The sequence below is a fragment of the Arcticibacter sp. genome, assembly GCF_053551015.1.
In genome coordinates, this window is record NZ_JBMQOB010000019.1 from 12,615 (window position 1) to 38,679 (window position 26,065).

25 protein-coding genes are annotated in these 26,065 nt (G+C 48.1%); 17 read left to right on the forward strand and 8 right to left on the reverse strand.

What is annotated here, in order from left to right:
- Nucleotides 1-4 precede the first annotated feature (4 nt).
- Genes ACO1NU_RS13050 through ACO1NU_RS13060 form a run of 3 tightly spaced genes read left to right on the forward strand, consistent with a single transcriptional unit; the run spans nt 5 to nt 1,394 of the window.
- Complete coding sequence (locus ACO1NU_RS13050) at nt 5-574, forward strand: 4Fe-4S dicluster domain-containing protein (protein ID WP_448818931.1); 570 nt, start codon at nt 5-7, stop codon at nt 572-574.
- A 5-nt stretch (nt 575-579) separates the two neighbouring features.
- Nucleotides 580-1,098 (forward strand): Rieske (2Fe-2S) protein, encoded by a 519-nt coding sequence (locus ACO1NU_RS13055; RefSeq protein ID WP_448818932.1) that lies wholly within the window; start codon nt 580-582, stop codon nt 1,096-1,098.
- Nucleotides 1,099-1,109: 11 nt separating this feature from the next.
- The gene (locus ACO1NU_RS13060; protein WP_448818933.1) at nt 1,110-1,394 is read left to right on the forward strand and encodes a DUF6755 family protein; all 285 of its coding nucleotides are present in this window, start codon (nt 1,110-1,112) and stop codon (nt 1,392-1,394) included.
- A gap of 3 nt (nt 1,395-1,397) precedes the next feature.
- Here the strand turns inward: ACO1NU_RS13060 and ACO1NU_RS13065 are convergent, their stop codons facing one another.
- Complete coding sequence (locus ACO1NU_RS13065) at nt 1,398-2,903, reverse strand: MFS transporter (RefSeq protein WP_448818934.1); 1,506 nt, start codon at nt 2,901-2,903, stop codon at nt 1,398-1,400.
- 304 nt (nt 2,904-3,207) lie between these two features.
- Here ACO1NU_RS13065 and ACO1NU_RS13070 point away from each other — a divergent pair, with 304 nt between their 5' ends.
- From ACO1NU_RS13070 to ACO1NU_RS13090, 5 genes are all read left to right on the forward strand, one after another.
- On the forward strand, nt 3,208-5,502 hold the full coding sequence (locus ACO1NU_RS13070) for a TonB-dependent receptor (protein WP_448818935.1): 2,295 nt from the start codon (nt 3,208-3,210) through the stop codon (nt 5,500-5,502).
- A gap of 6 nt (nt 5,503-5,508) precedes the next feature.
- Nucleotides 5,509-6,018 (forward strand): thioredoxin family protein, encoded by a 510-nt coding sequence (locus tag ACO1NU_RS13075; RefSeq protein ID WP_448818936.1) that lies wholly within the window; start codon nt 5,509-5,511, stop codon nt 6,016-6,018.
- An 85-nt stretch (nt 6,019-6,103) separates the two neighbouring features.
- A complete protein-coding gene (locus tag ACO1NU_RS13080; RefSeq protein ID WP_448818937.1) occupies nt 6,104-6,583 on the forward strand; it encodes an RNA polymerase sigma factor in 480 nt (159 codons plus the stop codon).
- Nucleotides 6,567-7,154: a hypothetical protein gene (locus tag ACO1NU_RS13085; RefSeq protein ID WP_448818938.1), complete on the forward strand. Its 588-nt coding sequence runs from the start codon at nt 6,567-6,569 to the stop codon at nt 7,152-7,154. The genes ACO1NU_RS13080 and ACO1NU_RS13085 overlap by 17 nt, the downstream gene beginning before the upstream one ends.
- Nucleotides 7,155-7,393: 239 nt before the next feature.
- Nucleotides 7,394-7,753 carry a DUF4180 domain-containing protein gene (locus ACO1NU_RS13090; RefSeq protein ID WP_448818939.1) on the forward strand — a complete coding sequence of 120 codons (360 nt, stop codon included), beginning with the start codon at nt 7,394-7,396 and terminating at the stop codon, nt 7,751-7,753.
- 7 nt (nt 7,754-7,760) lie between these two features.
- On the opposite strand, the gene ACO1NU_RS13095 is transcribed toward ACO1NU_RS13090, so the two are convergent.
- Nucleotides 7,761-8,639: a hypothetical protein gene (locus tag ACO1NU_RS13095; protein ID WP_448818940.1), complete on the reverse strand. Its 879-nt coding sequence runs from the start codon at nt 8,637-8,639 to the stop codon at nt 7,761-7,763.
- Between the two features lie 373 nt (nt 8,640-9,012).
- On the opposite strand from ACO1NU_RS13095, the gene ACO1NU_RS13100 reads away from it, so the two are divergent.
- The 3 genes from ACO1NU_RS13100 (at nt 9,013) to ACO1NU_RS13110 (ending at nt 11,007) form a co-directional block, all read left to right on the forward strand.
- Nucleotides 9,013-9,375: a hypothetical protein gene (locus ACO1NU_RS13100; protein ID WP_448818941.1), complete on the forward strand. Its 363-nt coding sequence runs from the start codon at nt 9,013-9,015 to the stop codon at nt 9,373-9,375.
- Nucleotides 9,376-9,493: 118 nt separating this feature from the next.
- Nucleotides 9,494-9,901, forward strand: coding sequence for a hypothetical protein (locus ACO1NU_RS13105; RefSeq protein ID WP_448818942.1), 408 nt, complete (start codon nt 9,494-9,496; stop codon nt 9,899-9,901).
- Between the two features lie 101 nt (nt 9,902-10,002).
- A complete protein-coding gene (locus ACO1NU_RS13110) occupies nt 10,003-11,007 on the forward strand; it encodes a GntR family transcriptional regulator (protein ID WP_448818943.1) in 1,005 nt (334 codons plus the stop codon).
- A gap of 87 nt (nt 11,008-11,094) precedes the next feature.
- On the opposite strand, the gene ACO1NU_RS13115 is transcribed toward ACO1NU_RS13110, so the two are convergent.
- Nucleotides 11,095-12,084, reverse strand: coding sequence for a hypothetical protein (locus ACO1NU_RS13115; protein WP_448818944.1), 990 nt, complete (start codon nt 12,082-12,084; stop codon nt 11,095-11,097).
- Nucleotides 12,085-12,262: 178 nt separating this feature from the next.
- On the opposite strand from ACO1NU_RS13115, the gene ribB reads away from it, so the two are divergent.
- Both ribB and ACO1NU_RS13125 read left to right on the forward strand, forming a co-directional pair.
- Nucleotides 12,263-13,393 (forward strand): 3,4-dihydroxy-2-butanone-4-phosphate synthase, encoded by a 1,131-nt coding sequence (gene ribB, locus ACO1NU_RS13120; RefSeq protein WP_448818945.1) that lies wholly within the window; start codon nt 12,263-12,265, stop codon nt 13,391-13,393.
- A 32-nt stretch (nt 13,394-13,425) separates the two neighbouring features.
- Nucleotides 13,426-14,076: a hypothetical protein gene (locus tag ACO1NU_RS13125; protein WP_448818946.1), complete on the forward strand. Its 651-nt coding sequence runs from the start codon at nt 13,426-13,428 to the stop codon at nt 14,074-14,076.
- On the opposite strand, the gene ACO1NU_RS13130 is transcribed toward ACO1NU_RS13125, so the two are convergent.
- The 5 genes from ACO1NU_RS13130 to ACO1NU_RS13150 all read right to left on the reverse strand — a co-directional run bounded on the left by ACO1NU_RS13130 (nt 14,055) and on the right by ACO1NU_RS13150 (nt 19,607).
- Nucleotides 14,055-16,292, reverse strand: a complete 2,238-nt coding sequence (locus ACO1NU_RS13130; RefSeq protein WP_448818947.1) for a xanthine dehydrogenase family protein molybdopterin-binding subunit — start codon at nt 16,290-16,292, stop codon at nt 14,055-14,057. The genes ACO1NU_RS13125 and ACO1NU_RS13130 overlap by 22 nt on opposite strands.
- 10 nt (nt 16,293-16,302) lie before the next feature.
- Nucleotides 16,303-17,322 carry an FAD binding domain-containing protein gene (locus ACO1NU_RS13135; RefSeq protein ID WP_448818948.1) on the reverse strand — a complete coding sequence of 340 codons (1,020 nt, stop codon included), beginning with the start codon at nt 17,320-17,322 and terminating at the stop codon, nt 16,303-16,305.
- Nucleotides 17,315-17,800: a (2Fe-2S)-binding protein gene (locus ACO1NU_RS13140; protein WP_448818949.1), complete on the reverse strand. Its 486-nt coding sequence runs from the start codon at nt 17,798-17,800 to the stop codon at nt 17,315-17,317. Before ACO1NU_RS13140 ends, ACO1NU_RS13135 begins: the two co-directional genes overlap by 8 nt.
- Before the next feature lie 65 nt (nt 17,801-17,865).
- A complete protein-coding gene (locus ACO1NU_RS13145) occupies nt 17,866-18,468 on the reverse strand; it encodes a nucleotidyltransferase family protein (RefSeq protein WP_448818950.1) in 603 nt (200 codons plus the stop codon).
- Nucleotides 18,469-18,473: 5 nt separating this feature from the next.
- A complete protein-coding gene (locus ACO1NU_RS13150; RefSeq protein WP_448818951.1) occupies nt 18,474-19,607 on the reverse strand; it encodes an XdhC family protein in 1,134 nt (377 codons plus the stop codon).
- 90 nt (nt 19,608-19,697) lie between these two features.
- Between ACO1NU_RS13150 and ACO1NU_RS13155 the strand changes: the two genes are divergently transcribed.
- The 4 genes from ACO1NU_RS13155 to ACO1NU_RS13170 all read left to right on the forward strand — a co-directional run bounded on the left by ACO1NU_RS13155 (nt 19,698) and on the right by ACO1NU_RS13170 (nt 26,065).
- Nucleotides 19,698-21,299, forward strand: coding sequence for a Na+/H+ antiporter (locus ACO1NU_RS13155; protein WP_448818952.1), 1,602 nt, complete (start codon nt 19,698-19,700; stop codon nt 21,297-21,299).
- 70 nt (nt 21,300-21,369) lie between these two features.
- A complete protein-coding gene (locus tag ACO1NU_RS13160) occupies nt 21,370-23,343 on the forward strand; it encodes a DUF3857 domain-containing protein (protein WP_448818953.1) in 1,974 nt (657 codons plus the stop codon).
- Nucleotides 23,340-25,244, forward strand: a complete 1,905-nt coding sequence (locus ACO1NU_RS13165) for a DUF3857 domain-containing protein (protein WP_448818954.1) — start codon at nt 23,340-23,342, stop codon at nt 25,242-25,244. The genes ACO1NU_RS13160 and ACO1NU_RS13165 overlap by 4 nt, the downstream gene beginning before the upstream one ends.
- Before the next feature lie 80 nt (nt 25,245-25,324).
- Complete coding sequence (locus ACO1NU_RS13170; RefSeq protein ID WP_448818955.1) at nt 25,325-26,065, forward strand: EcsC family protein; 741 nt, start codon at nt 25,325-25,327, stop codon at nt 26,063-26,065.

The following is a 26,065-nucleotide window of genomic DNA, read 5'->3' on the forward strand; positions in this document are numbered from 1 at the left end:
AGATATGCCTGTAACAAATTATATGACCAACCAGGAGTTCTTTGTGGACATGCAACGTTGTATCGGATGCAAAGCCTGCGAGATGGCTTGTGCCGAATGCGAAACGAACGGCCACGAGTCGATGATCCATGTCAACTATGTTGACCGTGCCGTAACCATCCAGACTACCGTTCAGGTTTGCATGCACTGTGATGATCCTGCCTGTGCGAATGTTTGTCCCGCCGATGCCATTTCCAAAGATGAGTTTGGCGTTGTTCATACAGCTAACACAGCCAGATGTATCGGCTGCTCTAACTGCGTGATGGCTTGTCCGTTCGGCGTTCCTAAAAAGAACGAAGCATATGACCTGATGATGAAGTGCAACATGTGCTATGACCGCACCAGCGCAGGCAAAAAGCCGATGTGCGCTACGGTTTGTCCCACTCAGGCGCTCTTCTACGGAACCCGCGCTGAGATGGCTATGATGCGCCCGAACAGCACGCCCGTTAATAACTTCATCTTCGGTAACGAAAACGTCAGTACCAAAGTCAATATCATGATGCCAAAAGGCTCAACAGTTTTACGAGTAGATTAGATAGTATGGCTACAGATAACAAGGATAATCACTGGAAAGAAGATTTCCCGATCCAGCAACTGGAATCCAGACAGGTCACCAGGAGGGATTTTGCCAAATTCTTATGTCTTGTTTCGGGGGGACTGGCTACCGGAAGTGGCTATGTTGCTGCGAAAGCCCACCTCTTTCCGGAAGAAGAAATGGCCGGCGAACACTTCGTTTGCAGAAAGGATGAACTCCCCCTTGGCGGCACGAAGTCCTTCGTGATCCCGGGTAGTACCATCCCTTATGTCCTGATTCACCTGGAAGACGGCGAACTGCGTGCTTACGAACAAAAATGCACACACCTGTCATGTGCCGTTTTTTATAAACCGGGAACGGGACATATCGAATGTCCTTGCCACAATGGTTGGTTTGATGCCCGCACGGGTGAAGTACTGGCAGGGCCACCCCCAAGGGCGCTTCCGCGGCTTGACGTGGTAGTAAAAGGCGATGACGTCTTTGTTAAAGCCTTTTCGGGCTCAGATGAACAGGTTCAATCTTAAAAAAGGATAATATGAGTACTTTCAGAGAAGGACAAAATCAGGCGCATCCTAACAAAAGCAATACGCTCATTCTGGCTTTGATCGTCATCCTGATGGTTAATGTCAGTATTCAGATCTGGTTGCTATATACCGCTCTTAATAATGCGCTGGCACAGAATAAACACATTGCCATTCCAGCATTCCTTGCCTCGCTCTTCTTATTCCTGATCGGATTTTTCTGGTTGTATTACCTGCCGACAGGAGCTAAAAAGAGAAAGGTCAAGCAAAACGTTAATTATTCAGACACTTACCATTGAAGATTACTTCTCCGGTAAGTGTTCAAACTTATCCTGAAGGTCAGGCGATCGCCTGGCCATCATTTTCGTTATCACCAGGTGCATCCAGACGAGACATATCATCGAAAGTACCCAGATGAACATCCATGAACTTGTCCAGAGTCCCGTTCCTGTTAACAGATAGCCGAAGAGGATCGGTCCAACGAAACCACCGAGTCCGCCCATTAGGCCCACCATACCGCCAACAAGGCCGATCTGAGTAGGGAAATACTCCGGAATGTGTTTGAACACCGCAGCTGTACCGATACCCCAGGTTACGCCTACGAGCAGCACCAATACAATGAAAACCGACATATTTGCCTGGAAGTAGATTCGCGTGGTACCTTGTGCAATCAGCTGTTTCTTCGTTACTTTATCGCCTGGTTTTACGAGTACCTCATGCCAGGTTTCTTTGCTCGGGAAAATCATGGTTGTATTCCGCGTGTGGTCAAAAATACGGTCCTTTGGCTTGATGGTATAGGGTTTTCCGTCGACAGCTATTGAATGTGGCGTCACAGCAGTTACCGTTCCCGCCCTAGTTGCCATTATACCGGCCCCCGGAGAAGCGATCTCCATGCGCGGAATGATCAGGAAGAAGCTCAGGATAACAGACATCCCCAATACACCGTACATGACCTTACGGGCGCCGTACTTATCGGAAAGGAAGCCGCCCACCGCTCTGAAGAGTCCCGCCGGAAGGCTGAAGCATGACGCAAACAGTCCGGCCATAACCAGATTCGTCTGATACACGTTCACGAAGTAAGGTACCAGCCATTGTGAAAAAGCGACGAAGCATCCGAATACCAGAAAATAATACAGCCCGAAGCGCCATACGCGTACTTCGCTCAGGGGCGAGAGAAGCTGCATAAGGGATTTGCCTGTAGCCATGGGTTTTCTGTTCTCAGCGAAAAGAAAAAACAGGATGCCCACCAGCAGCAGGCAAGCCGCATAAATGACCGGCATTTGCCGCCATCCATCCGGGTTAGCCCCATGGTCGGTCAGTGTATTCAGAAGAGAGGGGCCGACCAGGGTGGTTACAGAAGCACCTGCAGCTCCCGTGCCGAAAATGCCTATCGCCCGACCTTGCCAGCTCTGGGGATACCAGACCGAGGTATAGGCTACACCAACGGCGAAGCTGGTACCAGCCAGTCCGAAAAAGAAGCTTAATATCAGAAAAGAGGTGTAGCTATTGGCGTAAGAAAGGAGAAACAAGGGGATGGAACAAAATACCAGCAGGGTCCCGAAGACCCACTTTCCACCGAATTTATCGGTCAGAATGCCGATGGGCAGACGCAGGAGTGATCCTGTCAATACCGGTACGCCGAGCAGCCAGCCAATGTCAACCATGCTCCATTCAAAGATGCCATTATCGGTAAGGTAGGTTACCAGTACACCATTGATCATCCAGGCAGCAAAGCTGACAAGGAACCCGAGTGTATTCAAGAAAAGAATCCGATGAGATTTAAGTCCTGGTTGAGTCTCTGTTATCATGGTAGATGAATTGGAGTTTCTATACACTACAGTCTAAACGGCCTGAATGTTTGTTGCGGGCGGCTTCGAGCGCCCTTGAAAAGCTCGATACTCCTGTTCTGGGCTGTGCCTTAGCTTTAAAACCTCTACGGAGATCAGCAATCTGCTTCCGGGGAATATGCAGATCTACTGCTGTTTCTGCCAGACAAGGGGCAAGTAGAAGCTTGCGTTATTTTCAAAGTTACCTTACAACAGATCCTAATTTTATTTGTTAGATATAGCTAACTTTCTATATTTGATTTGCAAAACAAATAATTTAGATCATATGAAAGTGCTCTCCGCTTTAATACTTATAATTCTCTGTTCAGTGTCGGCACGTGCTCAAACCGGTACGCTAATGGGCAGGGTGACAGATTCGTACGGTCATGTCATAGAAATGGCTTCGGTGTCTCTGCCGCAGTTAAAGATCGGAACGTCAGTAGATAGCCTGGGCTATTACCGCATCACGGGAATACCGAAAGGTCACTGGAAGGTTCAGGCGTCCTTTGTTGGATACCAGCTTTGGTCGGGCCATATTGATGTGGACGACTCCATTACAGTGACCCGTGACATTGTACTGCAGGCATCGAATGCCTCGCTGAATGAAGTGGTGGTATCTGGAACCATGAAGGAAGTTTCTAAACTCGACAGCCCGGTGCCTGTTGAAGTATATACATCGAAGTTCTTCAGAGCCAACCCCACGCCTTCGGTCTTTGATGCGCTTCAGAATATCAATGGTGTTCGTCCCCAACTGAACTGCAATGTCTGCAGTACCGGCGACATTCACATCAACGGTCTGGAAGGGCCCTATACCATGATCCTGATTGACGGCATGCCGATCGTGAGTGGCTTGTCTACGGTTTACGGACTGAGTGGTATCCCGCAGTCGCTGATCGATCGTGTCGAGATCGTAAAGGGACCTGCCTCTACCTTGTACGGGAGTGAGGCGGTAGGCGGACTGATTAACATTATTACCAAAAACCCGGTAAGCGCGCCCCTGGTATCGGCAGATGTTTTTGGCACGAGCTGGGCGGAGGTAAATGCCGATCTGGCGGCTAAGTTTCAGGTCGGTAAGAAAGCGCATTCACTGATCGGTGTGAACTATTTCAATTATCAGAACCCGATCGATAATAATAAAGACGGCTTCACGGATATCACCTTGCAGAACAGAATTTCAATATTCAACAAGTGGAGCTTCAACAGAAAAGAGAACAGGATCTTATCGATGGCTGCGCGCTATGTATATGAGGATCGCTGGGGAGGTCAGATGAACTGGAACCGGAATTATCGGGGAGGAGATGAGGTATATGGGGAAAGCATCTACACCAAACGGTGGGAGTACTTCGGGACTTATCAGCTCCCTGTGAAGGAGAAAATCACCTTTATGTTCAGCGCTAACGGACATGATCAGAACAGCGTTTATGGAACGACCATCTATCATGCCGACCAATATGTAGGTTTTGGACAGCTCTCCTGGAACAAAGGGATCGGGAGGCATGATATCCTGGCGGGACTGGCCTATCGCTACACGTATTACGACGATAATACACCGGCTACACGGTCGTTTGAAGATCCGCAAAGGAACAGACCATCGCATACCAGTCTGCCGGGTATTTTTCTGCAGGATGAGATTAGCCTGAATGAGAACAATAAGCTGCTTCTTGGATTGCGCTACGATTATAACTCCATTCACGGCAGTATCCTGACGCCCCGGATTAATTATAAGTGGAACTCTGCGGACAAGAACAACGTTCTGCGCCTGAGTGTCGGAAATGGCTACCGGGTGGCTAATGTGTTCACAGAAGATCATGCGGCACTTAGCGGATCAAGGGAGGTTGTGTTTCGCAGTGATCTTCAGCCTGAGACATCCTGGAATGCAAATATCAATTTCGTGAAAAAGATCTTCTTGTCTGACGGCGGTTTGCTCGGTCTTGACGCAACGGGATTCTATACCCGTTTCAGTAATAAGATTATTGCCGACTATGAGACTAATCCGCAGGAGATCATCTTCGATAATTTGTCGGGATACGCGGTTTCCAAAGGTATTTCTCTCAATATAGACCTTTCCTTGCCGAGCGGACTGAAGTTCCTGCTGGGGGGTACTGCAATGGACGTTTACAGTCAGGAGGAAGGCTTGCGGCTGCGCCAGTTGTTCACGGAACAGTTTACGGGTGTTTGGAATGTGGGGTATGCATTCAAAGGTTTGGGAATGACGGTCGATTATACAGGGAATTTATATGGCCCCATGCGCTTACCTTTGCTTAGTGATACAGACCCGCGTCGGGATCATTCGCCCTGGTGGAGCATCCAGAATATTCAGCTGACGAAAGCGGCGGGTAAAGGTCTGGAGATCTTCGGAGGTGTGAAGAATCTGTTGAACTGGACACCGAACAGGGGGAATCCCTTCATTATTGCCCGTTCGCATGATCCGTTTGATAAGCAGGTGCAGTTTGACATGCAGGGCCAGGTGGTGGTGACGCCTGAGAATCCGTATGGACTGACTTTTGATCCTTCGTACGTATATGGTCCGAATCAGGGGATACGGGGCTTCTTAGGGGTCCGTTATAACCTTTTCAAGTAAAAGAGAATGGGTATATTGAAGTTATTGGTTCGTTTCCGTGCCGTGCCGATTGTATTGTCCGTACTGGGAGGGATGTGCATTTCGCACGCAGATGCGCAGGTGCGTCCGCTTGAATTCAGGAACCTGCAGGATAGTTTGGTTATAGAGCCCAGGCCCGTTCTCCTGCTGATCACGACGGATTGGTGTGTGTATTGCAGGATGCAGAAATTTCATATCCATAAAAATAAGCAGTTTGCAAAGAACAGGAGCCATTTTTATTATGCCGAGCTTGATGCTGAAGACAGAGACCCTATTCAGTTCAAGGGGCGAAGCTACCGCTATCTGCCGGGAAGCGAGTCGTCGGGTGTTCATGAGCTGGCTGTGGCATTGGGCCGGCACAACGGCTCGCTGTCATATCCCACATGGGTAGTGCTGGACCGCGATCTGCGCGTCATTTACCGGCATAGTGGTGTGTTGAACCGGAAGGAACTGGCGCTCATGACCGAGTCGCTAATTAAATGGGACCAAGAGAAATAACTTATTCCGGGTGCTGTAACATTTGTTGAGGGGCTGTATCTAACCCGGCGTAAATAAAAATAAATCGTGGTTCAGCTTATTCAACATGCCATCATTCGAAGAAATTTATAACCGCTATTCTGCCCAGATATTCCGGGTTTGCATGGGCTATACCAATGATGCTGATCATGCAAAAGATCTGGTACAGGAAACCTTCATTTCGGTATGGAAGAACTTGCCGGGTTTTCGCAATCAGTCGCAGATCAGTACCTGGATCTTCAGAATCGCTACCAACCATTGTTTGCGGGCGATGGAAGTCGCCAAACGGATGCCTGCAGCGGAGCTGCCCTTTCATTTAGCGGAGGTGGAGGATGAGTCTGAAGAGGAGAAGCTGAGCATGCTTTACCGTTGTATTGCTGAACTGGAGGAGACAGACCGGATCATCATCTCTCTCGAACTGGAAGGTTTGCCGCAGGCAGAAATTGCCGAAGTAGTGGGATTAAGCAAGGGCAATATCCGCGTGAAGATTCATCGGATAAAAGATAAACTGACTCAAAAATTTGAAGCATATGGACAATTTAAATGATCTGAAAGCCATATGGCATACGGCAAAAACAGACAAACTGCCCAGTTCATCGGAGATGTTGCAGCTGATCGGCACATTTCGCCGGCAGAAACTGAGAAATAAATGGGGTGCTATTGTCGGGTCCATATTTTTTAGCTGTTTGATACTCGTAGTACTCGTGGCGGTCGACTTTCGCCTGCTAACGACCTATGTGGGCGGGGCGTTGATGATTCTTTCGGGCGTGCTGATAGCCGTTTCGAATATCCGCTCACTTAAGCGGTTTAATCAATTGCTGGATTGCAGCAATCTGGAGTTTCTCGCTTTTATAGACCAAACCCGTGAGAATCAGGCTTATTATTATAAGAAGACGATGGTCAGGATTATATCGATTTGCTCAGTAGGCTGGCTGCTGTATCTTTATGAGCCCATCCATAGGCAGTCACTTTGGCTTATAGGAGTGTACTATGTCATCGCCCTGACCTACCTCGGGGTGCTGTGGTTCGTTGTGCGGCCGCGAACTTTCAGGAAACACACACTTAAACTGGAAGCAACGAAGAAGAGATTTGAGAATATATCTAAACAACTTAATTAATATGAAACGTACCACAATTCCAAAACCAGCCCTTCTGTACCTGATTAGCGGACTGTTAATCACCACCCTGACACCTGTTTTGGCGCGGTATTATCCAATGTCTGATCTCCTGAGAGGTTTCTGTACGGGCCTCGGTCTAACTCTGGAGGTGATCGCTCTTATTTTGATCCAGCGAAGCAGAAAAAATCAAAAATGCCAGAATTCCGGTGTTTTTAGAAAACTTAGATAAGAAACAGAGTATGCAAATTGAAGTCCACCTTCTCGGCGCTAAGAAAATTGCCGAACTATTTTCTAAGCAGATGATCATAAGCAGTGTTGATGATGCGCTTGAATTGATAGGGAACCTTTATTATCAGGATTTTGATGCGATACTGATTGATGAGCAAAATATCTGCCCCGAATTTTTTGATCTGCAAAACGGAATGGCGGGCGAGATTCTTCAAAAATTCTCCAATTATCGTCTACGTGCTGGTATAGTCGGAAGTTTTTCAAAGTATGAGAAGAAGAGTTTTCAGGACTTCATGAAGGAGAGCAACAAGAATAAACATATCAACTTTGTAAGTTCGCGCGATGATGGTCTAAAGGTCCTTTCACTCTAAGCTGCGTTTATGTGATGCTTCCGGTAGTAGGGAAGTACTTTTTTCTAAACCGGACCGACTGATCGGGGAACTTGTAAATGAGAGTTGATTCGGAGATCAGTAAGCTGGTAAACCGTACCTGCTCGCCCCCCTTCATGGTCAGAACGAAGATCCGGCAGTCAAACCAGGGACTCCTCGAGGCCGAAGTTCCATAGGAATCAATCGCAATGACCTCTTGTTTGCTATAGACCTTCCCCTGATCGGCGGAGGAGTAAACAAATTCGTCATGACCTCTTGATATCTCCAGATAGCTATCACCGTCAGCTTTACGGTAATCAAAGTACAGGTAGAGAAGCGGGGCCCATAATATGCTGAGCAGGAAAATAGTCATGATGGATGCGAATAACATCATGTTACCCGCAGTTTGAAAGCAGGCAAGGAGAAGCAAGCTTAGAAAAGGAGGGGTGCTTATCAGGGGGACTGTAAAAAAGACCAGCTTTGCCCTTGTATCAGTTGTGTACCTGAATGTCTTTGTTCTGAAATGATCTGCCGGCCTGATGGTGAATGAATATTTTTCAAAGGCTGGTAGGTCTCCTTCTTGTTGAACATAGTTTGCGACGCAGAAACAAACCTCTTCCAGGCTGCCGGCGATCTGGACGTATACCTTGTTGCGCCGGTCGAGCAGGTAAAGAGCAAATTTTGAAGAAAAGTATGGGCCGATCTTGAGGCAGGAGCCCGCTGGATGTTCGAGGGTAACGGAGGGACAGGTGAGTTGTACCGGAACACCGTTTCGTTCCCTGGCCCAGGGATAGCTTTTGATCAGGGCTTGGGTATCCTCCAGATTTCGTTCTGCAATGTGATGGAATTCTCCTTTTTCACTATTTTTGTATTGTAGCTTAGATATCACTTTCAGGTGCTTAATTCAATGGTAAAATATTTTGAAGATAGCTTTTCTCTTCAGCAGATAAAAATTCTATATTACATCTGAATTAACACACACGAAAATTATGAAACTAAACCTATCACTACTGGTGCTGGCGCTCGCCTGCATATCAGTGGCGCGTGCGCAAACCGAAAAAGGAACCAAGAATCCGTTGGCTACACGACACAAAAGAACAGTTCAGAAAACTCTGAGCAAAAAGCAAAGTTGACAGATGTTAATATCGGACCTACATTTAGCTATTTTATCGCTGACCGCCTGGATTTGGGCGCTAGCCTAAGTTATCTTCGTACTGAACAGGATTTACCAGGGTTCTAACTTTTATTCAAATGGTAGCAGTATGGATCAGGTTGGTGCGTCAGTATTCCTGAGGAAACACATCATGTTGTCTGAGCAGTTTGGGATACGCACCGGACCCTTTGTGACGTTTACCAAGGGTGAATCAACTCAAGCCTATAGCAACGATGCTGATAATACTGTGAAGTCTAACTCGTTCAGCGGCGGAGTGAATCTCGGAATTGAGTATTTTCCTGTTAAGAGAATTGGTATAGCAGCGAATCTGGCTAGCCTTTCTTACGGACATTCGAGGATGAAACAACAACAAGGAACCCGAGAGGTAACGAAAGTCAATTCCTTTGCATTCGATGTGACGAATGGTCTTAATTTGTCGGTCTTCCTGATTTTTGGAGGTAATAGCAAATAGCGATTCATGAACGACAAAGTCAACCGATGCGCCAAATACGACACAGCGAGAGCTGTATTACAGTATTACTCCGGCTTACAGTTACTTTTTTGCAGATCAGTGGGAACTTAAAGGTGGCTTGGGACTCTCCGTTTCCAGTGTTCGCAGCAAAACAGATGGAGACATCTCGAAAGCCTCAACTTACGCCCTGGTTCCTTCTATTGCTCTTAGAAGACATCTGATGCTAACCCCTAAGTTAGGTATTGCCGGTGGTCCCTACGCGCTTTATGCGTTTAATAAAACCAACTACCCGTCTGAAGAAAACACGGAATTTAAGCAGTACAATATTGGTGCAGACCTGCATATCGAATATTTTCTGATGCAGCGTTTTGGCGTTTCTGCGAGGTTGTTTGGTGTTTCCTATAGCAAAATGCGCACCGATCCAACAAATTATTCGGGTTTTAAGTCCAGCTCATTTAATGCCGGTTTAACCAATCAGTTGAGCCTGCGGTTTTTTTATGTATTTGGAAAGGGTTTCGGGAAGTAGGACGATCGGTTGTGAATTAAGCAGCTTCGAAAATAATTTAGCTTTTTATCTATGAGCTGAAAAATTATTACCTTGACAGGCGCTTAAACTAACCAAATTATATGCTCTTGATTGATCCGAAGGATAAGCTTCCCAAAGTAACTCAGATTGTGCAGGCGATTGTACGCGATATTGAAAAAGGTGTGCTGAAGAAAAATGATCGCCTGCTTTCCATTACAGGTTTCAGTAAGAAACACAAGATTGCCCGGGACACTGTTGAACGCGCTTATAAGCGCCTGAAAGACGAGGGATACATTATTTCTGTTCCGGGAAAGGGGAACTATATCGATGAGGTCGACCAATCCAGCATCCGAATCCTGATGGTGCTCAACAAGCTTAGTTCTTATAAGAAAGATGTGTATGAAGCCTTCACCAGGACCCTGGGGCGAAAGGCGAAGGTGGACCTACAGGTTCATCACTATGACCCGAAAATGTTAAAGGAAATTCTGGATGGGGCAAGAGGCAGGTATCATTACTATGTGATTATGCCCCATTTTTTTCAGCATCTGGAAGAAAAGGAGTTCACAGATATCCTCGCCGAGGTCCCTTCACATGAACTTGTGTTGCTCGATAAAAATGTGTCTTTGGATATTGGCAATTATATTGCCGTGTATCAGGATTTTAAAAAGGACATCTATAATGCCCTGAGTTCAGCTACAGACCTGATATCTAAATACAGCAGCATCACCATTATCTTCCCGGAACACAGTAATCATCCTACTGAAATAACAGAGGGCATACAGCAATTTTGTAATGAGAATAAAAAACAGTTCTCTATCGTGGCGGATGTGAGTCATACCACGTTGAAGAAGCGACATGTTTATATTACCCTTACGGATTCAGATCTCGCGTCGCTGATCAAAAGTGTGCGATTAAAGGGGCTAAAAATAGGGGAGGAGATCGGTATTATTTCCTTCAATGAAACAGCATTGAAGGAATTGCTTGACATTACCGTTATCACGACTGATTTTGAGGCAATGGGCGAGACTACCGCGCGGCTGATCATGGACAAAGACTATGTTCAAGTCCATAATCCATTCAAATTAATCAAACGGCAATCACTATAGATATGTATAGGAAGATCTTTTGAACGCGTCTTCCTGATACATATCAAATTGGGTGTTTTAAAGTTTCATACTTATGGCAGACCTTGCCTAAAAGCACTTTGTAGTTAACTTAAGCGAATAATTCGGTTCTAGCGGCTCGTTGGTTTGAATCAGCCTTTGTGCACCGGTGTTAGCGGGACAGGCTATTGCATTCGGTGCGTCGTAAACCAGCTCTGACACTTTTTCGGCAAGCTCTTGCGGTACATAAATCTGGGTTTCGGTAACGGAATATCCACTTGGAATAAAGCGTATGTAATAGCCGTCAGGATGCAGAGACCAGGTACCGGAAGGGAACTCTCTATCTGCTTCAGGTACAAGTCCTGCGAGCATAGCATATCGCTCCATGTCTTCATAAGTGGAAGTGCCCGATGCAGCCAACCGGCGGATATTATTTTCAGCTTCGAATATAGCCTGTAGTCCCTGTGGGAGTTCCGCTTTCGCTTTCGCCACCATATTGTCGGGTAATATACCCAGGGCGCCACCTTCCAGTTTCAATAGCTCGGCCGGGCTAAGCAGGATCGTTGCTGTGCGTTTAATGCGGGTGTTGTAATCAGCAAAACGCGTACGGGCAATGATTGCCCAGAGCAGCTCCTGAATTTCGCGCTGACTGACATTGGGATGGGTTTCCGCATTCTTCAGGATGGAGATGACCACTTCTTTTTTCGGACCCAGAACGGGAGCAAGCATGTATCCATCTCCGCTGCTGGGACCTCTGGTGCCTGCCTGCAGGCAGTAACTTTTATTAGTCATGGTAAAATAGCCCACACAAAGCTTAAAGCCACCGCCCTCGGCTTTAGGTAAGAGGTAGAGCGGTTGAGCTTTCTGTCCCTCAACGAACGAAGGTGGCTTTTTGCCGGCGGTGCTGACATCCTTGAAATTGGTTGTGATAGCAGCTCGCGGCTGAATGAGTTTGCCGAGGCCGCCGCCGGTCAGTTCTGTACCTTTGTCCATCAGCTTCTTGCCGAGGCCACCGAATTGTGCATGGATGTTAAAGGAAATGGTAGAAAATAGAGTAAGGAGTAAGAGTGTTTTTTTCATTTAGATGGGTATTGTAACGCAAGATAAAGAAATTTTCGTATCTGGATAAACTTGAAAAGCCGTTTAGGGTTTGACAATATTTTTGCAAACGCAAGGGAGATGGCTGGTTGTGATATTGGATTAAATCAAAGGCCGATAAAATTAAACATCTTATGATATTTGCAGTAGCTTTGCTGTAATGGAAAGCAGGTTAAACACAATTCAGGAAGCAATAGCTGACGTTCAGAATGGTAAGATCGTCATTATAGTCGATGATGACGACAGAGAGAACGAAGGAGATTTTATGGTTGCGGCCAGGTTTGCCAGTCCCGAGGTGGTGAATTTTATGGCTGCGCAGGGCAGGGGCCTCATTTGCGCACCTCTGACAGGAAGCCGCTGTGATGAGCTTCACCTTGAATTGATGGTGGGAACCAATACGGCAACCCATGAAACCAATTTTACAGTATCTGTTGACCTGATTGGCAAGGGTTGTACCACTGGAATATCTGCTTCTGACCGTTCCAAGACGATCAGGGCGCTGATCGATCCCCTCACTCAGCCTGCTGACCTGGGGCGACCCGGACATATTTTTCCTTTGCGTGCGAAAGAGGGCGGGGTTTTAAGACGCGCCGGTCACACCGAAGCTGCGGTCGACCTGGCTAGTCTGGCGGGACTCGAGCCTGCAGGCGTGATCGTAGAGATCATGAACGAAGATGGGGAGATGGCGCGGCTTCCTGACCTGCTTAAGCTTGCTGAGCAGTTCAATATGAAAATCATCTCGATCAAAGATCTGATCGCCTACCGCCTGAGTTCAGAAAGTTCCATACGCAAAGAAGTGGCCATCAACCTTCCTACGGAATGGGGGAATTTTAATATGGTAGCTTATACCCAACTTGATTCTGGAGACCATCATCTGGCCCTGGTAAAAGGAGAATGGGCGGCAGACGAGCCCGTCATGGTGCGGGTGCATCGCTCCTGTATTACGGGGGATATTTTTGGATCCTGCCTCTGCGACTGCAACAATGTTCTTCACAAAGCCATGGAGATGGTGGAGAAGGAGGGTAAAGGTGTGGTGATCTACATGAACCAGGAGAGTTTTGGTACAAGTTTGCTGGATAAGCTTTATAAATACAATGGCATGGAGGCTGGGCAGCGCGCTCCTTCAGCACCGGGAACGGTAACAGCCGATCAGCGGGATTATGGTATTGGAGCGCAGATTCTCAGGAGCCTGGGTATTTCGAAGATGAGACTTTTATCCAACAATCCGAAGAAAAGAGCGGGTTTGCGCGGATATGGAATTGAGGTGGTTGATATTGTGCCGATCTCCTGAGGCTGTTAATAAAGATTTTTTTAACATTTAAGATGTGTACATATTTGAAATTTGCGTTTTCGGCTATCCTGATCTTTTGCTTGTCAAGTGTTTATTCACAGGATCGTCTTGTAACGGCAGAGGGGACAACCATCAGGGGAAAGATCACCGGTGTGGGCACATCCTCAATTAAGCTGAAAACGGAAGATGGGAAAACAAAGAAGTTTAGCCCCCTGCAGGTAGCCAGCTTTTATGATGATGGCAACAGGTATCTGAGCCGCCAGGTGATGGACAAGAAGGACGCTGTCTGGCGATTTGTACGTGTCGTTGATGCTGGGGCGGTGAATCTGATGACCATTGATGAAGGGTATTCCCCCGGCTTACAGGTGGGAACGGCAGTTGCCTCCATGGGTATGGGCGGAATAGGTGTTTCAGTTGGTGGCGGCAGGAAAAAGCCCGCCTATTATATACAAAAGAAAGATAGCACCAATGTTCTTGAAGATATTCTTCCCGGATTTCTTGCCGGTGAGAGCCGTAAACAAAAGGTTGTAGAGATCCTTCAGCAGGCGATGGGAGATATTCCTGAGATTGCAGAGCGGATCAATCTGGACATGAAATTTACTTCCAAGATGCTTGAAACCCTTGTTAAAGACTATAACGATTTGGCAGATCGCAAGCTGTATTATATCAAGGAATCAAAGTGAATGGGAAACTGATTGATCCTTTTTCCTGTTGCGTGATAAACAGCGTTCGCGATCGCCGGCGGTATGGCCACGAGGCCGATCTCACCGACGCCCTTTGTTCCCAGCTCATTCACAATCTCATCCGTTTCTTCTACAAAGATGACGTCGAGCTCATGAAGATCGGCATGAACCGGAATATGGTATTCCGCGAGGTTCTGATTCATGTATTTTCCAAGTTCATGATCGGTGATCGTTTCTTCCCGCAGGGCTTTGCTGATCCCCCAGATCATGCCTCCTAAGATTTGGCTGCGTGCCGTCTTGGGGTTAATGATGCGTCCGGCTGCCACTGTAGTGAGCGCCCGGGTGACGTTAATGATGCCCAGCTCCTCATCAACTTCCACCTCGACAAAGGCTGCACTATGCGCGGCTCTAGTGTATTTTTTCAGCTTCAGTGCTTTCGGAACGGAGAGGTTCGTTGTTTTGATCACCTTCCCTTTGTTCGCCTCGATGATCTCGCGGAAGCTGATGGAATCGTGGGGATCTGTTTTCAGACTGACAGCTCCCCCGTGGAATAGTACATCCTCGGGTTTTAGCTTTTTCCATGTAGCTCCCTTTATAGATTGCGCTTTTTGAAAGATCTTTTTGCGCAGGGCTGAACCTGCCGCCTTGATGGCAGAACCTACGGTAGATACTGTAAAGGAACCTCCCTGAATAGGTGCGAAAGGCATTTTGCTGTCACCGTATGAGAAGCTCACGTCTTCGATAGGTAATCCGAGTTCGTCCGCGGCAATCTGTGTCATGACGGTGAGGGTTCCGGTGCCGATGTCCGTCACGGCGCTCAGCACGTGTAGTTTTCCTTCTTTGGTAAGGCGTGCTTCTGCACGCGCAGGAAGCTGCATGGATTCCCAGATGCCTGTGGCCATTCCATATCCTACCAGCTTATTCCCACGCTTCATGCTTCGTGGCTGTGGGCTTCGCTCACTCCACCCGAATTTCTCTGCGCCCTGCAGGTAACACTGTCTGAGTTCTTTGCTGGAAAAAGGGCGTCCGGTGCTTTCATCCGTTTCCGAATAGTTGATGAGACGCAACTCCAGGGGATCCATATTTAGCGCATAAGCGAGCTCGTCCATCGTACTTTCTATGGCGTGACTGCCTGTGCTGCCTCCGGGAGCACGCATATCCAGCGGCGTAAACACATCCATCGGCACCAGCTTGTATTCCATTAGGGTATTGGCTGAAGGATAGATCATATTGCTCCAGTTGACCACCACCTCAGTGTAATCTTCAAACCGCGATGTTTCGGCGTAGGCGGCATGATGGAGCGCCTGTATCTTTCCTGTAGCATCCGCCCCGAAATGCGTATGCTGCAGCGTAGGCGGGCGATGTCCGAAGGTAAACATCTGATGCCTGTCCAGCGTTACCCGCACCGGCCGTTTCAACTCCAAAGCTGCCATGACAGAGAAGAACAGCTGGAACTGGGGACGGAGTCCGGATCCAAAAGCACCGCCCACATAGGGTGATATAACCTGAACATTCTTGTACTTGAGTCCGAATACGTTAGAAACATACAGCTGACAGTTGACGGTGCCCTGAGTTTTGTCATAAATCTTCAGCTTACCTTCGCCCTCATATATGGTTGTCGTAGCGAACAGCTCAAGGGGGTTATGATGTTCGGTGCCGTGAAGAAATTCTCCCGAAGCCTTGGCGTACGACTGTTCGTAGGCTTTTCTGTAGTTTCCGACAGGTTTGGTCGGGAGCGGTTTCAGAAACGTTGCAAGTCCGACTTTTGGAGACCGGGCCTTGTTGAGGTTGTCGATCAAGTTTGTGTCAAACGCTTCTTCTTCGTACTCGAACTTTACAAGGGTAGCGGCGTATCGTGCCAGTTCGAATGTTTCGGCTACGACAAGAGCAATCGGCTGACCGTTATACAAGATCTTCGCATCTGCCAGGGGCTTGAATGCATTCCCCGGAGGAGCATCCATGTCTGAATATTGAAAATCAAACCAGGCCAGGGAAGGACGGTTCTCATGGGTAAACACTTCAATGACGCCTTCCAATGCCTTCGCAGGAGTGGTGTCGATATGCTTTATCTGTCCTTTGGTGATGGTGCTGTTGACAATATAGCCGTAAACAAGGTTTTCCGCAGGATACTCTCCGGCGTATTTTGCTGCTCCGGTCACTTTTAGATGTCCTTCCAGACGGCTGATGGGTTTTCCTATAGATGGTTGAACTGACATGCTGCTGATTTTAAAGTGAAGGTTGTGCCCCAGGTAATTGAGAAGCGGGATCGAGTGCCATTAAGCAGTTGCGGATAATCGCTTTTTTCGCCAGCCCGATCTTGAAGCTGTTGTAGGTATAGGGGATGGCGTTTTGAAGGATGATATCCGAACAGGCAGCAAAGCTTTCCCTTACTGCAGGTTTACCGACGAGATATTGCTCCGCCTCGCGACTCCGCCAGGGCTTGTGGGCTACTCCCCCAAGAGCAATGCGCGCATCTTTGATGATGTTCCCTTCCAGCTCCAGAGCTGTAGCGACAGACACCAGCGCGAACGCATATGAGTTGCGGTCTCTGAGCTTCAGGTATGAGTAGTGGCTGGAGAATCCTTTTTCCGGCAGTTCGATGCCGGTAATGAGTTCACCAGCTTTCAGATTGTTGTCCAGATGGGGTGTATCGCCTGGCAGCCGATGGAATTCCAAAAACGGAATACTTCGAGTGCCTCCGGGACCACTTACATGTACTATGGCATTGAGAGCAGCCAGTGCAATACACATGTCCGATGGAAATACGGCAATGCAGTGTTCGCTGGTTCCGAGGATGGCCATGATGCGGTTATACCCCGGAATAGCTGAACATCCTGTACCCGACTCTCGTTTGTTGCATGGGCTGTTTGCATCATAAAAGTAATAGCAGCGGGTTCTTTGCAGCAGGTTGCCTCCGTTGGTGGCCATGTTCCTGATCTGGGCAGAGGCACCAGCCAATATCGCCCGGGATAGCAGCGGATAGCGGCTTTCTACCAGGGGATTGTAGGCGGTATCAGCGTTTGTCGCCAGAGAACCAAGTAGTAATCCCCCGGATTCTGTTTCTACGATATTGTGGTGAGTACCGGTATGGTTGATGTCGACGAGCGTGTCGGCCGTCGTCAGAAAGTACTTCATCAGATCGATGATATTCGTGCCTCCGGCAATGACCTGATGGCCCTCTTTTTCGCTGAGCAGTCTGGTCGCCTCATCGAAGGAAGCTGCTCTTACGTAATCTGCGTTATTCATGAGTTCCCCCTTCCATCACCTCCATGATCGCGTCTATGATGCCGATGTTGGCACCACAGCGACACAGGTTTCCGCTCATCAGCTCTTTAACCTCCGCACGCGTTCTGGCTTTTCCCTCTCCAATCATCCCAATAGCGCTGCAGATCTGTCCCGGTGTGCAATATCCGCATTGAAAGGCATCATGGTCGATAAAAGCCTGCTGCAGCGGGTGAAGCTTCTCTCCCTCGGCAACTCCTTCAATAGTCGTTATGCTGGAGCCGTCTTTCATGACGGCAAGCGTCAGGCAGCTGATGATTCTCTTTCCATCACAAAGAACAGTGCAGGCTCCGCACTGCCCGTGGTCACAGCCTTTCTTGGTTCCGGTTAGCTGCAGATGCTCCCTTAAAGCATCGAGAAGTGAAACCCAGGGAAGGACCTGCAGTGAATGTTTTTCTTTGTTGACGTGTAAACTGATCACACGGGCTTGAGGTGCTGCCATACGAAGGAATTAAGAGGTAGATGATCTGTATGCTAACAAGGAACAGCTCGCGTGCTAAAAAAGTTTTATTCAGGCGGCATGCTGCCGGAAAGTTGATCATAATCAGCGGGCGTGTCCAGGTCGATCTCCCCGCCGGGGAAAGGAACATTCGTGAGCTTATCCGCATGGAGAGTCAGCAGCTTTTTCGCCCCTTCGTGACCGCGCAGCATCATCAACTCAGGAAAGTATTGCGCGGGGAAGAGAGCCGGTACACCTGCCGTACCCTGATAGCTGGATGCGATAATATGCGAGGGGGCATTCTGATGGGCCGCAATCAGGTTAATGAAGATAGCGGAGGAAATAAAAGGCTGATCGCACACGCTGATGATGCATCCGGAGACCGGCAGATTTTTCATTTTCAGTTCCTGAAGACCCCTTTGAATAGAAGAAGCCATACCGCTCTCCCAATCGGGATTATGGCAGATATGTAAGTGCGGGCGATTCAGGTGGGGACTGATGAGATCCGCGTGTGCACCGGTGACAACGCACACGAATACTGAGGGTAGTTTAAGTGCTTCATCGATCGTGTGGTTTAGCAGCGTTGTGCCATTTACCTGCAACAACTGTTTGGGCCGTCCCATTCTGCTGGAGCTGCCGGCGGCTAGGATGATGATGGCGTAGTTGTGCATATTTTCTAAACCTGATCTTTTTGAAGTTTGGCGTGAATGGGGGCTTCTTTGTCGCGAAGAAAACGGCCGTTTGCAAAAGAAAATGCGGCTTTTATCTCTGCGGTGATAGACAGCGCGATTTCTTCGGCTGTCTCAGCGCCTATATCCAGGCCAACTGGGCTGTACAGGTTTTCCTGCAGGGCAGGAGGGATCCTATCTCCGATCGCTTCCAGATCATCGGTCATCCTGATGAATTTCCTCTTAGGGCCCAGGATACCTACGTAAGCACATTCCATGACGGTGAGCTGTCTCAGTACTTCGAGGTCATAGTTGTAGTTGTGCGTCATGAGCAGCAGGGCCGTCCTGCTGTCGAGTGGTATTTCGCTGAGCACCGTGTCTGCTTTGGCAACGATGATGCGGTCTGCGTCAGGGAAGCGCTGGGGGGTAGCATGGGTATAACGTCCGTCTGCAACGGTAGTGCCCCAACCCAGGATACCTGCAATCTTCAGTATGGGAAAAACATCGTTTCCTGCTCCAAAAATCACCAGGTTGAGCTTAGGTTCAATGACCTCAATAAAGGCAGTGAGGTCGGGACCGTACTGTTTCACCTGGCTGGTTTGTGTCTGCCAGGCGGCCTGTGCGTCGCCGGGCAGATCAACTGGCAGCGAATGGTGTTCGTCGCCTTCACTGAGGGCAGCGCCCTGATCATTCAGGAAATAGCTGGTTCCCGGTTGAAGATGATGATGTACAAGGGAAAAGAGCGTTACAAGCACCGAACAGTTGCGGGCAGTGGCAGCTTTCCGGAGCGGGGTTATGGGATTGTATGAAGCCGTTTGATGAAGAGGCTCGAAGAGAATGTGGATGGTTCCGTTGCAGCCCAGCTGTACACCAAAACGTGCATCATCCTCGTTTGTGGTGTCGTAGGTTACGAGTTTGTTCCGGCCCTCGTGGATCGCCAGCATCGCCTTTCGAAGCGCGTCGCCCTCCAGACAACCGCCGCTGATGGCGCCGGTCAGCGCACCTGTTTCGGTGACCAGCATGCGTGCTCCGGGTCTTCTGTAAGATGAGCCTTCTACATGGACCACAGTGGCCAGCGCTGTTTTCTGTTGATGTGCAGAGGCCTCGTCGTATGCCTTGATGATGTCGTCTATTTCTTTCATGTGAGCCTGGGGATTCTATGAAGACCGGTTTTCTAAAACATCCGGACGACCGGGATGTTTTCACTTACCTTTGTGCGGGGGAAATTTTATATGATACATCAAAATCTGTTGCTGATTCTGACGCTGTTCTTTGCTATGGCCTTGTTATACCTGCTGAGTCAGAAGCTTAAAATATCATACCCCATTTTCCTGGTGATTGGTGGCCTGGGGATCTCCCTGTTGCCCGGGATGCCGGTGATCAGCATAGATCCGGACCTGGTGTTTCTGATCTTTCTTCCTCCTTTGCTGTTTGAGGCTGCCTGGAATACGTCCTGGCAGAGTTTCTGGCGGTGGAAGCGACCGGTGTTCTCGCTTGGATTCGGTCTTGTTTTCTTCACATCGCTTGCTATTGCCTATTTCTCCGCAAGCATCATTCCAGGTTTTACACTGGCTCTGGGTTTTCTGTTGGGAGGAATCATATCGCCACCGGATGCTGTGGCGGCGACCTCTGTATTGAAGGGGCTAAATATGCCCAAGAGGGGGCTCGCGATATTGGAAGGGGAGAGTCTGGTGAACGATGCGGCATCGCTGACGGTATTCCGGTTTGCCACGGCTGCAGTGCTGACCGGGCATTTCGTTATGCGGGAGGCGGCTGTCGAGTTCGTTGAGCTGGCCGTCATGGGCGTGTTTGTAGGATTGGCCATTGCACATATTCTTTACTTTATCCTTCGGTTCTGGGCACGCTCTTCGAGTATCACGACACCGATCACACTGATAGCACCATATCTGATGTATATTACGGCAGAAGAATTTGAATGGTCGGGAGTTCTCGCCGTGGTCAGTGGCGGACTGTTCTTGTCGTTCCGTTCGAGGGAGTTTCTGAACTATCATACGCGCATCCAGGCGAAGGAGGTGTGGGAGACCGTCGGCTTCCTGTTAAATGGCTTTGTATTTATCCTGATCGGACTGGAACTTCCGCTGATCATGGGAGGACTGGGTGACTATTCGCGGGAGCAGGCCATTACCTATGGACTCATCATCAGTGGCATTGTAATCCTGATCCGCATTATTCTGGTTTATTTGTCGACCTTCCTGCCGCGCCTGCTCAGTAAAAAAGTCAGGCAGGAAGAGAACCATCCCGGCTTCAAGCTTCCGTTCATCATCGGTTGGGCGGGGATGCGGGGAGTGGTGTCGCTGGCTTCGGCTCTCGCTATTCCACTCACTCTGGAGAGCGGGGAGGCGTTTCCTCACCGCAATTTGATTTTAGTCGTCACCTTTGTGGTGATCCTGGTGACGTTGGTTTTTCAGGGCCTAACCTTGCCACTGTTCCTGAGATGGCTTAAGGTAGAAGAGGTTGATGATTATACCCCTGCGGAGGAGCAATTTGAAGCCATCAGGCTTCAGTTGGCCAGGCATTCGGTTGCCTATCTGGACAAGCACTACAGCAAACAGATGTCTGAATATGAAGCCATCCATCGAATTAAGGAGCAGCTGGAACGCATGATTCGCGTATCTGAGCTCGTGGAACGCGGTGACCTGAAGATGGATATCGGCTCCGTTAAAATGCTCTACAAGCGGATTATGCTGGAGCTAATCAATCTACGGAGGAATGCATTGCAGACAATTAGTGAGGAGAAAAGATATGATGAGGAGGTGCTGAGGGATATGGAGCATAATCTTGATCTGGAAGAGGCACGTCTGAACAAACAGTAGGCAAAAAAACATTGACCTTTTTTTAAGTTGGGCGCCGAAACGTTATATTTATGCGCCTAACTTATCATCAATGAGAAGATTTTTCTTCAGTGTGTTGCTATTGGCAGCACCTTTTCTAACCACGAGCGCCCAGGATTTTACTTTCGGACAATTCAGCCTGGAGGAACTTGATTTAAAAAAGTACGACCGCGACACGACAGCCAACGCTGTAGTGCTCCGGGAATTTGGTACCGCGCGTATCAGCAGCGGCGATGATACTCCTCTGATCTTTACCCACCACGTGAGAATCAAGATCTTCAACCGGAAAGGCTTTGAACAAGGAAATGTTGTAATACCGACATATAAAAGCAGCAATGACCGTTTTGAAACGGTATCGAAGATTAAAGCTGTGACTATTGGTAAAGACAAAGACGGAAATATCACGAAAACTCCTCTTGACCTGAAGCTGGTATACGAGGAGAACAAGAACAAGCATTGGGACCACGTGAAGTTTGCTTTGCCCAATCTGAGCGAAGGGTGTGTCATTGAATACAGCTATGAGATGCAGTCGCCTTACATCTTCAACTTCAAAGGTTGGGTTTTTCAATGGGATATCCCGAAAGTACGTAGTGAATATATTGCAGAGATCCCGGCGGTGTATAACTACAACGCGATACTAAAGGGTGCCCTGAAGCTTACGTCTAACAAGGCTGAACTGCTAAAGGAGTGTTTCTCGCCGGGGGGCGGACTGAAGGCAGATTGTTCCAAGATGACCTACGTGATGGAGAATGTGCCTGCCTTGGTGGAAGAGGACTATATGACGGCTGCAAAAAATTTCCGTTCGGCCATCTCATATGAGCTGGTGGATTATACCGACTATAAGGGGTATAAGCGAAAAGTGACACAGGAGTGGAAAGATATCGATTATGAGCTGAAGAAAGATTTCAACTTCGGAGCGCAGATCAAGAAAACGGATCTTTTTAAGGAGCGCCTGGTACCTGTGTTGCAGGGTGCGGGAGACGAGCTTAGCAAGGCGATGGCTGTCTATACTTATATCCAAAAATGGTACAAATGGAATAATATGCGATCGGCTTACAGCGATGAAGGTATCAAAAAAGCCTTTGACCGGCATAGCGGCAACTCGGGAGACATCAATCTGTCTCTGCTGGCTGCTCTAGGCGCTGCGGGTCTTGACGCAGATGCCGTCCTGCTGTCAACCCGCGACAATGGCCTGATCAATAAGTTGTATCCGGTATTAAGCGACTTTAATTACGTAGTGGCAAAAGTGAATATCGGGGACAAGAGCTATCTTTTGGATGCTACGGATCCGCTGCTTCCATTCGGATTGCTGCCTATTCGCTGTATCAACGATCAGGGCCGGGTGGTCAGTCTGAACAAGCCATCTTACTGGACGGATCTGAAAGCATCTCAGAAAGAGAGCAAGGTCTATTCTATGGAGCTGAAGCTGGAGGAAACCGGAAAGATACGCGGTACGATCACCGGATATTCGATGGGGTATGAAGCATATAACAAGCGGGTAGCTATCAGGAAATTCAATTCAACCGAAGAATATGTGGAGAACATGGACGAAAAGATGCCGAAGATCAAGGTAGTGAAGTTTGATATCCGGAATATTGACAGCCTGCAGAACCCACTGGTGGAAACCTACGAGGTGGAGATCGATGCATACGACAACCTGAACAAGCAGCAGATATCATTTAATCCTTACTTCATCAATCCGATGGAAGAAAATCCCTTTAAGCTGAGCAGCCGTTCATATCCGGTGGATTGGGGAGCACCATCGGACATCCGCGTTCATGTAAACCTTAGCTATCCCGAATCTTTTGAGCCGCTTATCCAACCGGCTAATGTTGGGCTGGCCTTGCCTGATGGTGGAGGAAGATATATGGCCGGAGTGGAACGGGTCGGAAATCAACTGACGATTTCTCAGATGACGCAATTAAATAAGTCCATTTATGAACCCGACGAATACCCGGCATTGAAGGAGCTGTTTAACAAGATAGTTCAGACGCAGAAGTCGGAAGTGATATTCAAAAAGAAATGATGAGATTGTTGACAGTTATCTGTCTTTTGCTGGCTTTTTCAGGCGCAAAAGCACAACAGAACTATGCCGTTGGTACTATATCATCCGATCTGAAGGCACGTGCAGGCGCTGTAGTGCGCAATGAAGAACTGACGATTGAGGTTAAGGCGCTGAACCAGGTCGATTATCGTTACAAGAAAGCCGTGACTATATTCAACAGTAGTGCTGACAGGGAAGCGAGGATTGCAGTCTGGTATGATAAAAGCAGGCACATTAAATCAATAAAGGCGACGATTTATAATGAATTCGGGATGGCTATGGGTAAGATTCAGGAAAAGGACTTCAAAGATGAAAGTGCTGCAAGCAGCTACTCTCTGTTTGAAGACTCAAGAGTCAGGCGTTTTCATCCTGCTGTAACATCTTATCCCTACACGTTGGAGTATGAATATGAAGTACGCTCGAAACAGAGCCTTGTCTTCCCGGAATGGTCGGCTATTCAGGAAGAGGGTGTTTCGCTGGAGAACTCACGTTTTACGTTTATATGCAGACCAGACTTTGATATACGTTACAAGGAGTTCAATTACCCGGGAAAAGTAGTCGAAAGTCTTGGTCCAAAAGGAGAGAAATGCTACACCTGGGAGATAAAGAACATGAAAGCCCTGAAAGAGGAACCTTACAGTCGTGATCCATCCTTGTCTTTGCCCTCAGTTAAAGTGGCCCCCAGAAAGTTTACGTACCAGGATGTAGCAGGATCGTTCAGTGACTGGAAGGAGTACGGGCTATGGATGAACCAGACGCTTTTGAAAGGAAAGGAGAAGCTTTCTGAAGCAACGCTGGTACGGGTAAGGGAGTTGGTGGCAGGCATTCAGGATTCGAGAGAAAAGGCGAGGAAGGTTTACGAATATGTTCAGGAGAAGACCCGCTACGTGAGTGTGCAGATTGGAATCGGCGGTTTTGAGCCTAGCCCGGCAGACGAAGTGGACAGGCTGGGCTATGGAGATTGTAAAGGGCTGGTTAATTATACCGGGGCGCTTCTGGCAGCTGTGGGCATTAAGTCTTACTATACATTGGTAGAAGCGGGAGATAACAAGACAGACGCGATACCGGATTTTGCGAGCATGAATCAGTTTAACCATGCTATCCTTTGTATCCCTTTTGAGAAAGATACTGCATGGATTGATTGCACGAGCAAAACTGCGCCTTTTAACTATTTAGGTAGCTTTACAGATGACCGTCTGGTATTGGTTTGTACGGAGGATGGAGGAAGGTTATTACGTACTCCGAAGATGAAGACCGAAGATAATCTGCAGATGCGGAGTGTGAAGATCAGGCTTGGGCCAGACGGGGGACTGGAGGGAGAGATGACGACGACGTTTTCGGGCTGGCAGTATAACAACAGAGAACACCTGGTTGGGGAGCCATTTACCGAACAGCTGAAAGTACTGCGGGAAATCTACCCGCTGAACAATCTGGAAATTGCGTCTTTTCAGCTTCAGCAGGATAAGGGTGAGCATCCAAAAACAACAGAAAAGTTTCAGTTCCATGCTCGTGACTATGCATTGATCAATGGTGAGCGATATTCGATCATACTCAATTCCATTAATCGTGCGCGTGGTGTCAAAGAAGTCATCAACAGGAAAAATGAGGTATATATAGACCGGGGCTATGTGGACATTGATGAAATTGTTTACAAGCTCCCCGCGGAATACCGGCTTGAATCAAAGCCGACTGACCAAATTCTGAAGAGTGACTTCGGAGAATTCAGTTTGAATATTAGGCTGGTTGATGATACGCTCGTTTACAAGCGTACAATTCGCTTAAATGAGGGACTTTACGCGGCAGAGAAATATGCCGGACTGGTTGATTTCTACCAGCGTGTTTATAATGCAGACCGGACCAGCCTCATGCTGGTGAGAAAGTAGGTATTGATATAATGATCTGTTTTTGTTAACAGGTTGTTATTCATGTGTTTGATGAATATGCTTATATTTATCAAACGCGTATGACCAGGTATGAAGAAGAAGTCGGTTTGATGCTGCAGTTCTGGCAGTATAAAATGAAACGTAAGCCGTCATTAACAAACAGGCTATCTAAAAGTATTCAGAATAAGATCAACGGGTTTATTCCCGACAAAGTACATCGTGCTATAACCGTGTCAATTGAAAAAATGGTTAAAGCTGTGCTCTTTGGTGCTAAACACACCACGTTCATGAAGATGAATGAGACATCTTCCTTGTTTCTGCGGGAAGCTAATGTTAAACAGAAGATTGCATTTTATCAGAAGACGGCCAGCGTCGAGGGTGCCGTTACCGGTGCAGGGGGCATACTGATGGGACTGGCAGATTTTCCGCTGCTCCTGGGGATCAAGGTTAAGCTCCTGTTTGAAGTTGCAGCCTTGTACGGGTATGATGTCAAGGATTATCGCGAGCGACTGTATATCCTGCATGTCTTTCAGCTTGCCTTCTCCAGTCAGCAGCGCAGGAATGAAGTGTACAGAATCATAGAGGACTGGGAGAGCTATAGCCGTTCCCTGCCGGAAGACGTAGACCACTTTGACTGGCGTACCTTTCAGCAGGAATATCGTGATTATATCGATCTGGCTAAGATGGCCCAACTGGTGCCTGTGATCGGCGCGGCGGTAGGAGCAGTTGCTAATTATCAGTTGGTAGCCTTGCTGGGTGATACGGCGATGAACTGCTACAGAATGCGAAAGATGCCACCATTAATCATTAAAACGCCATAG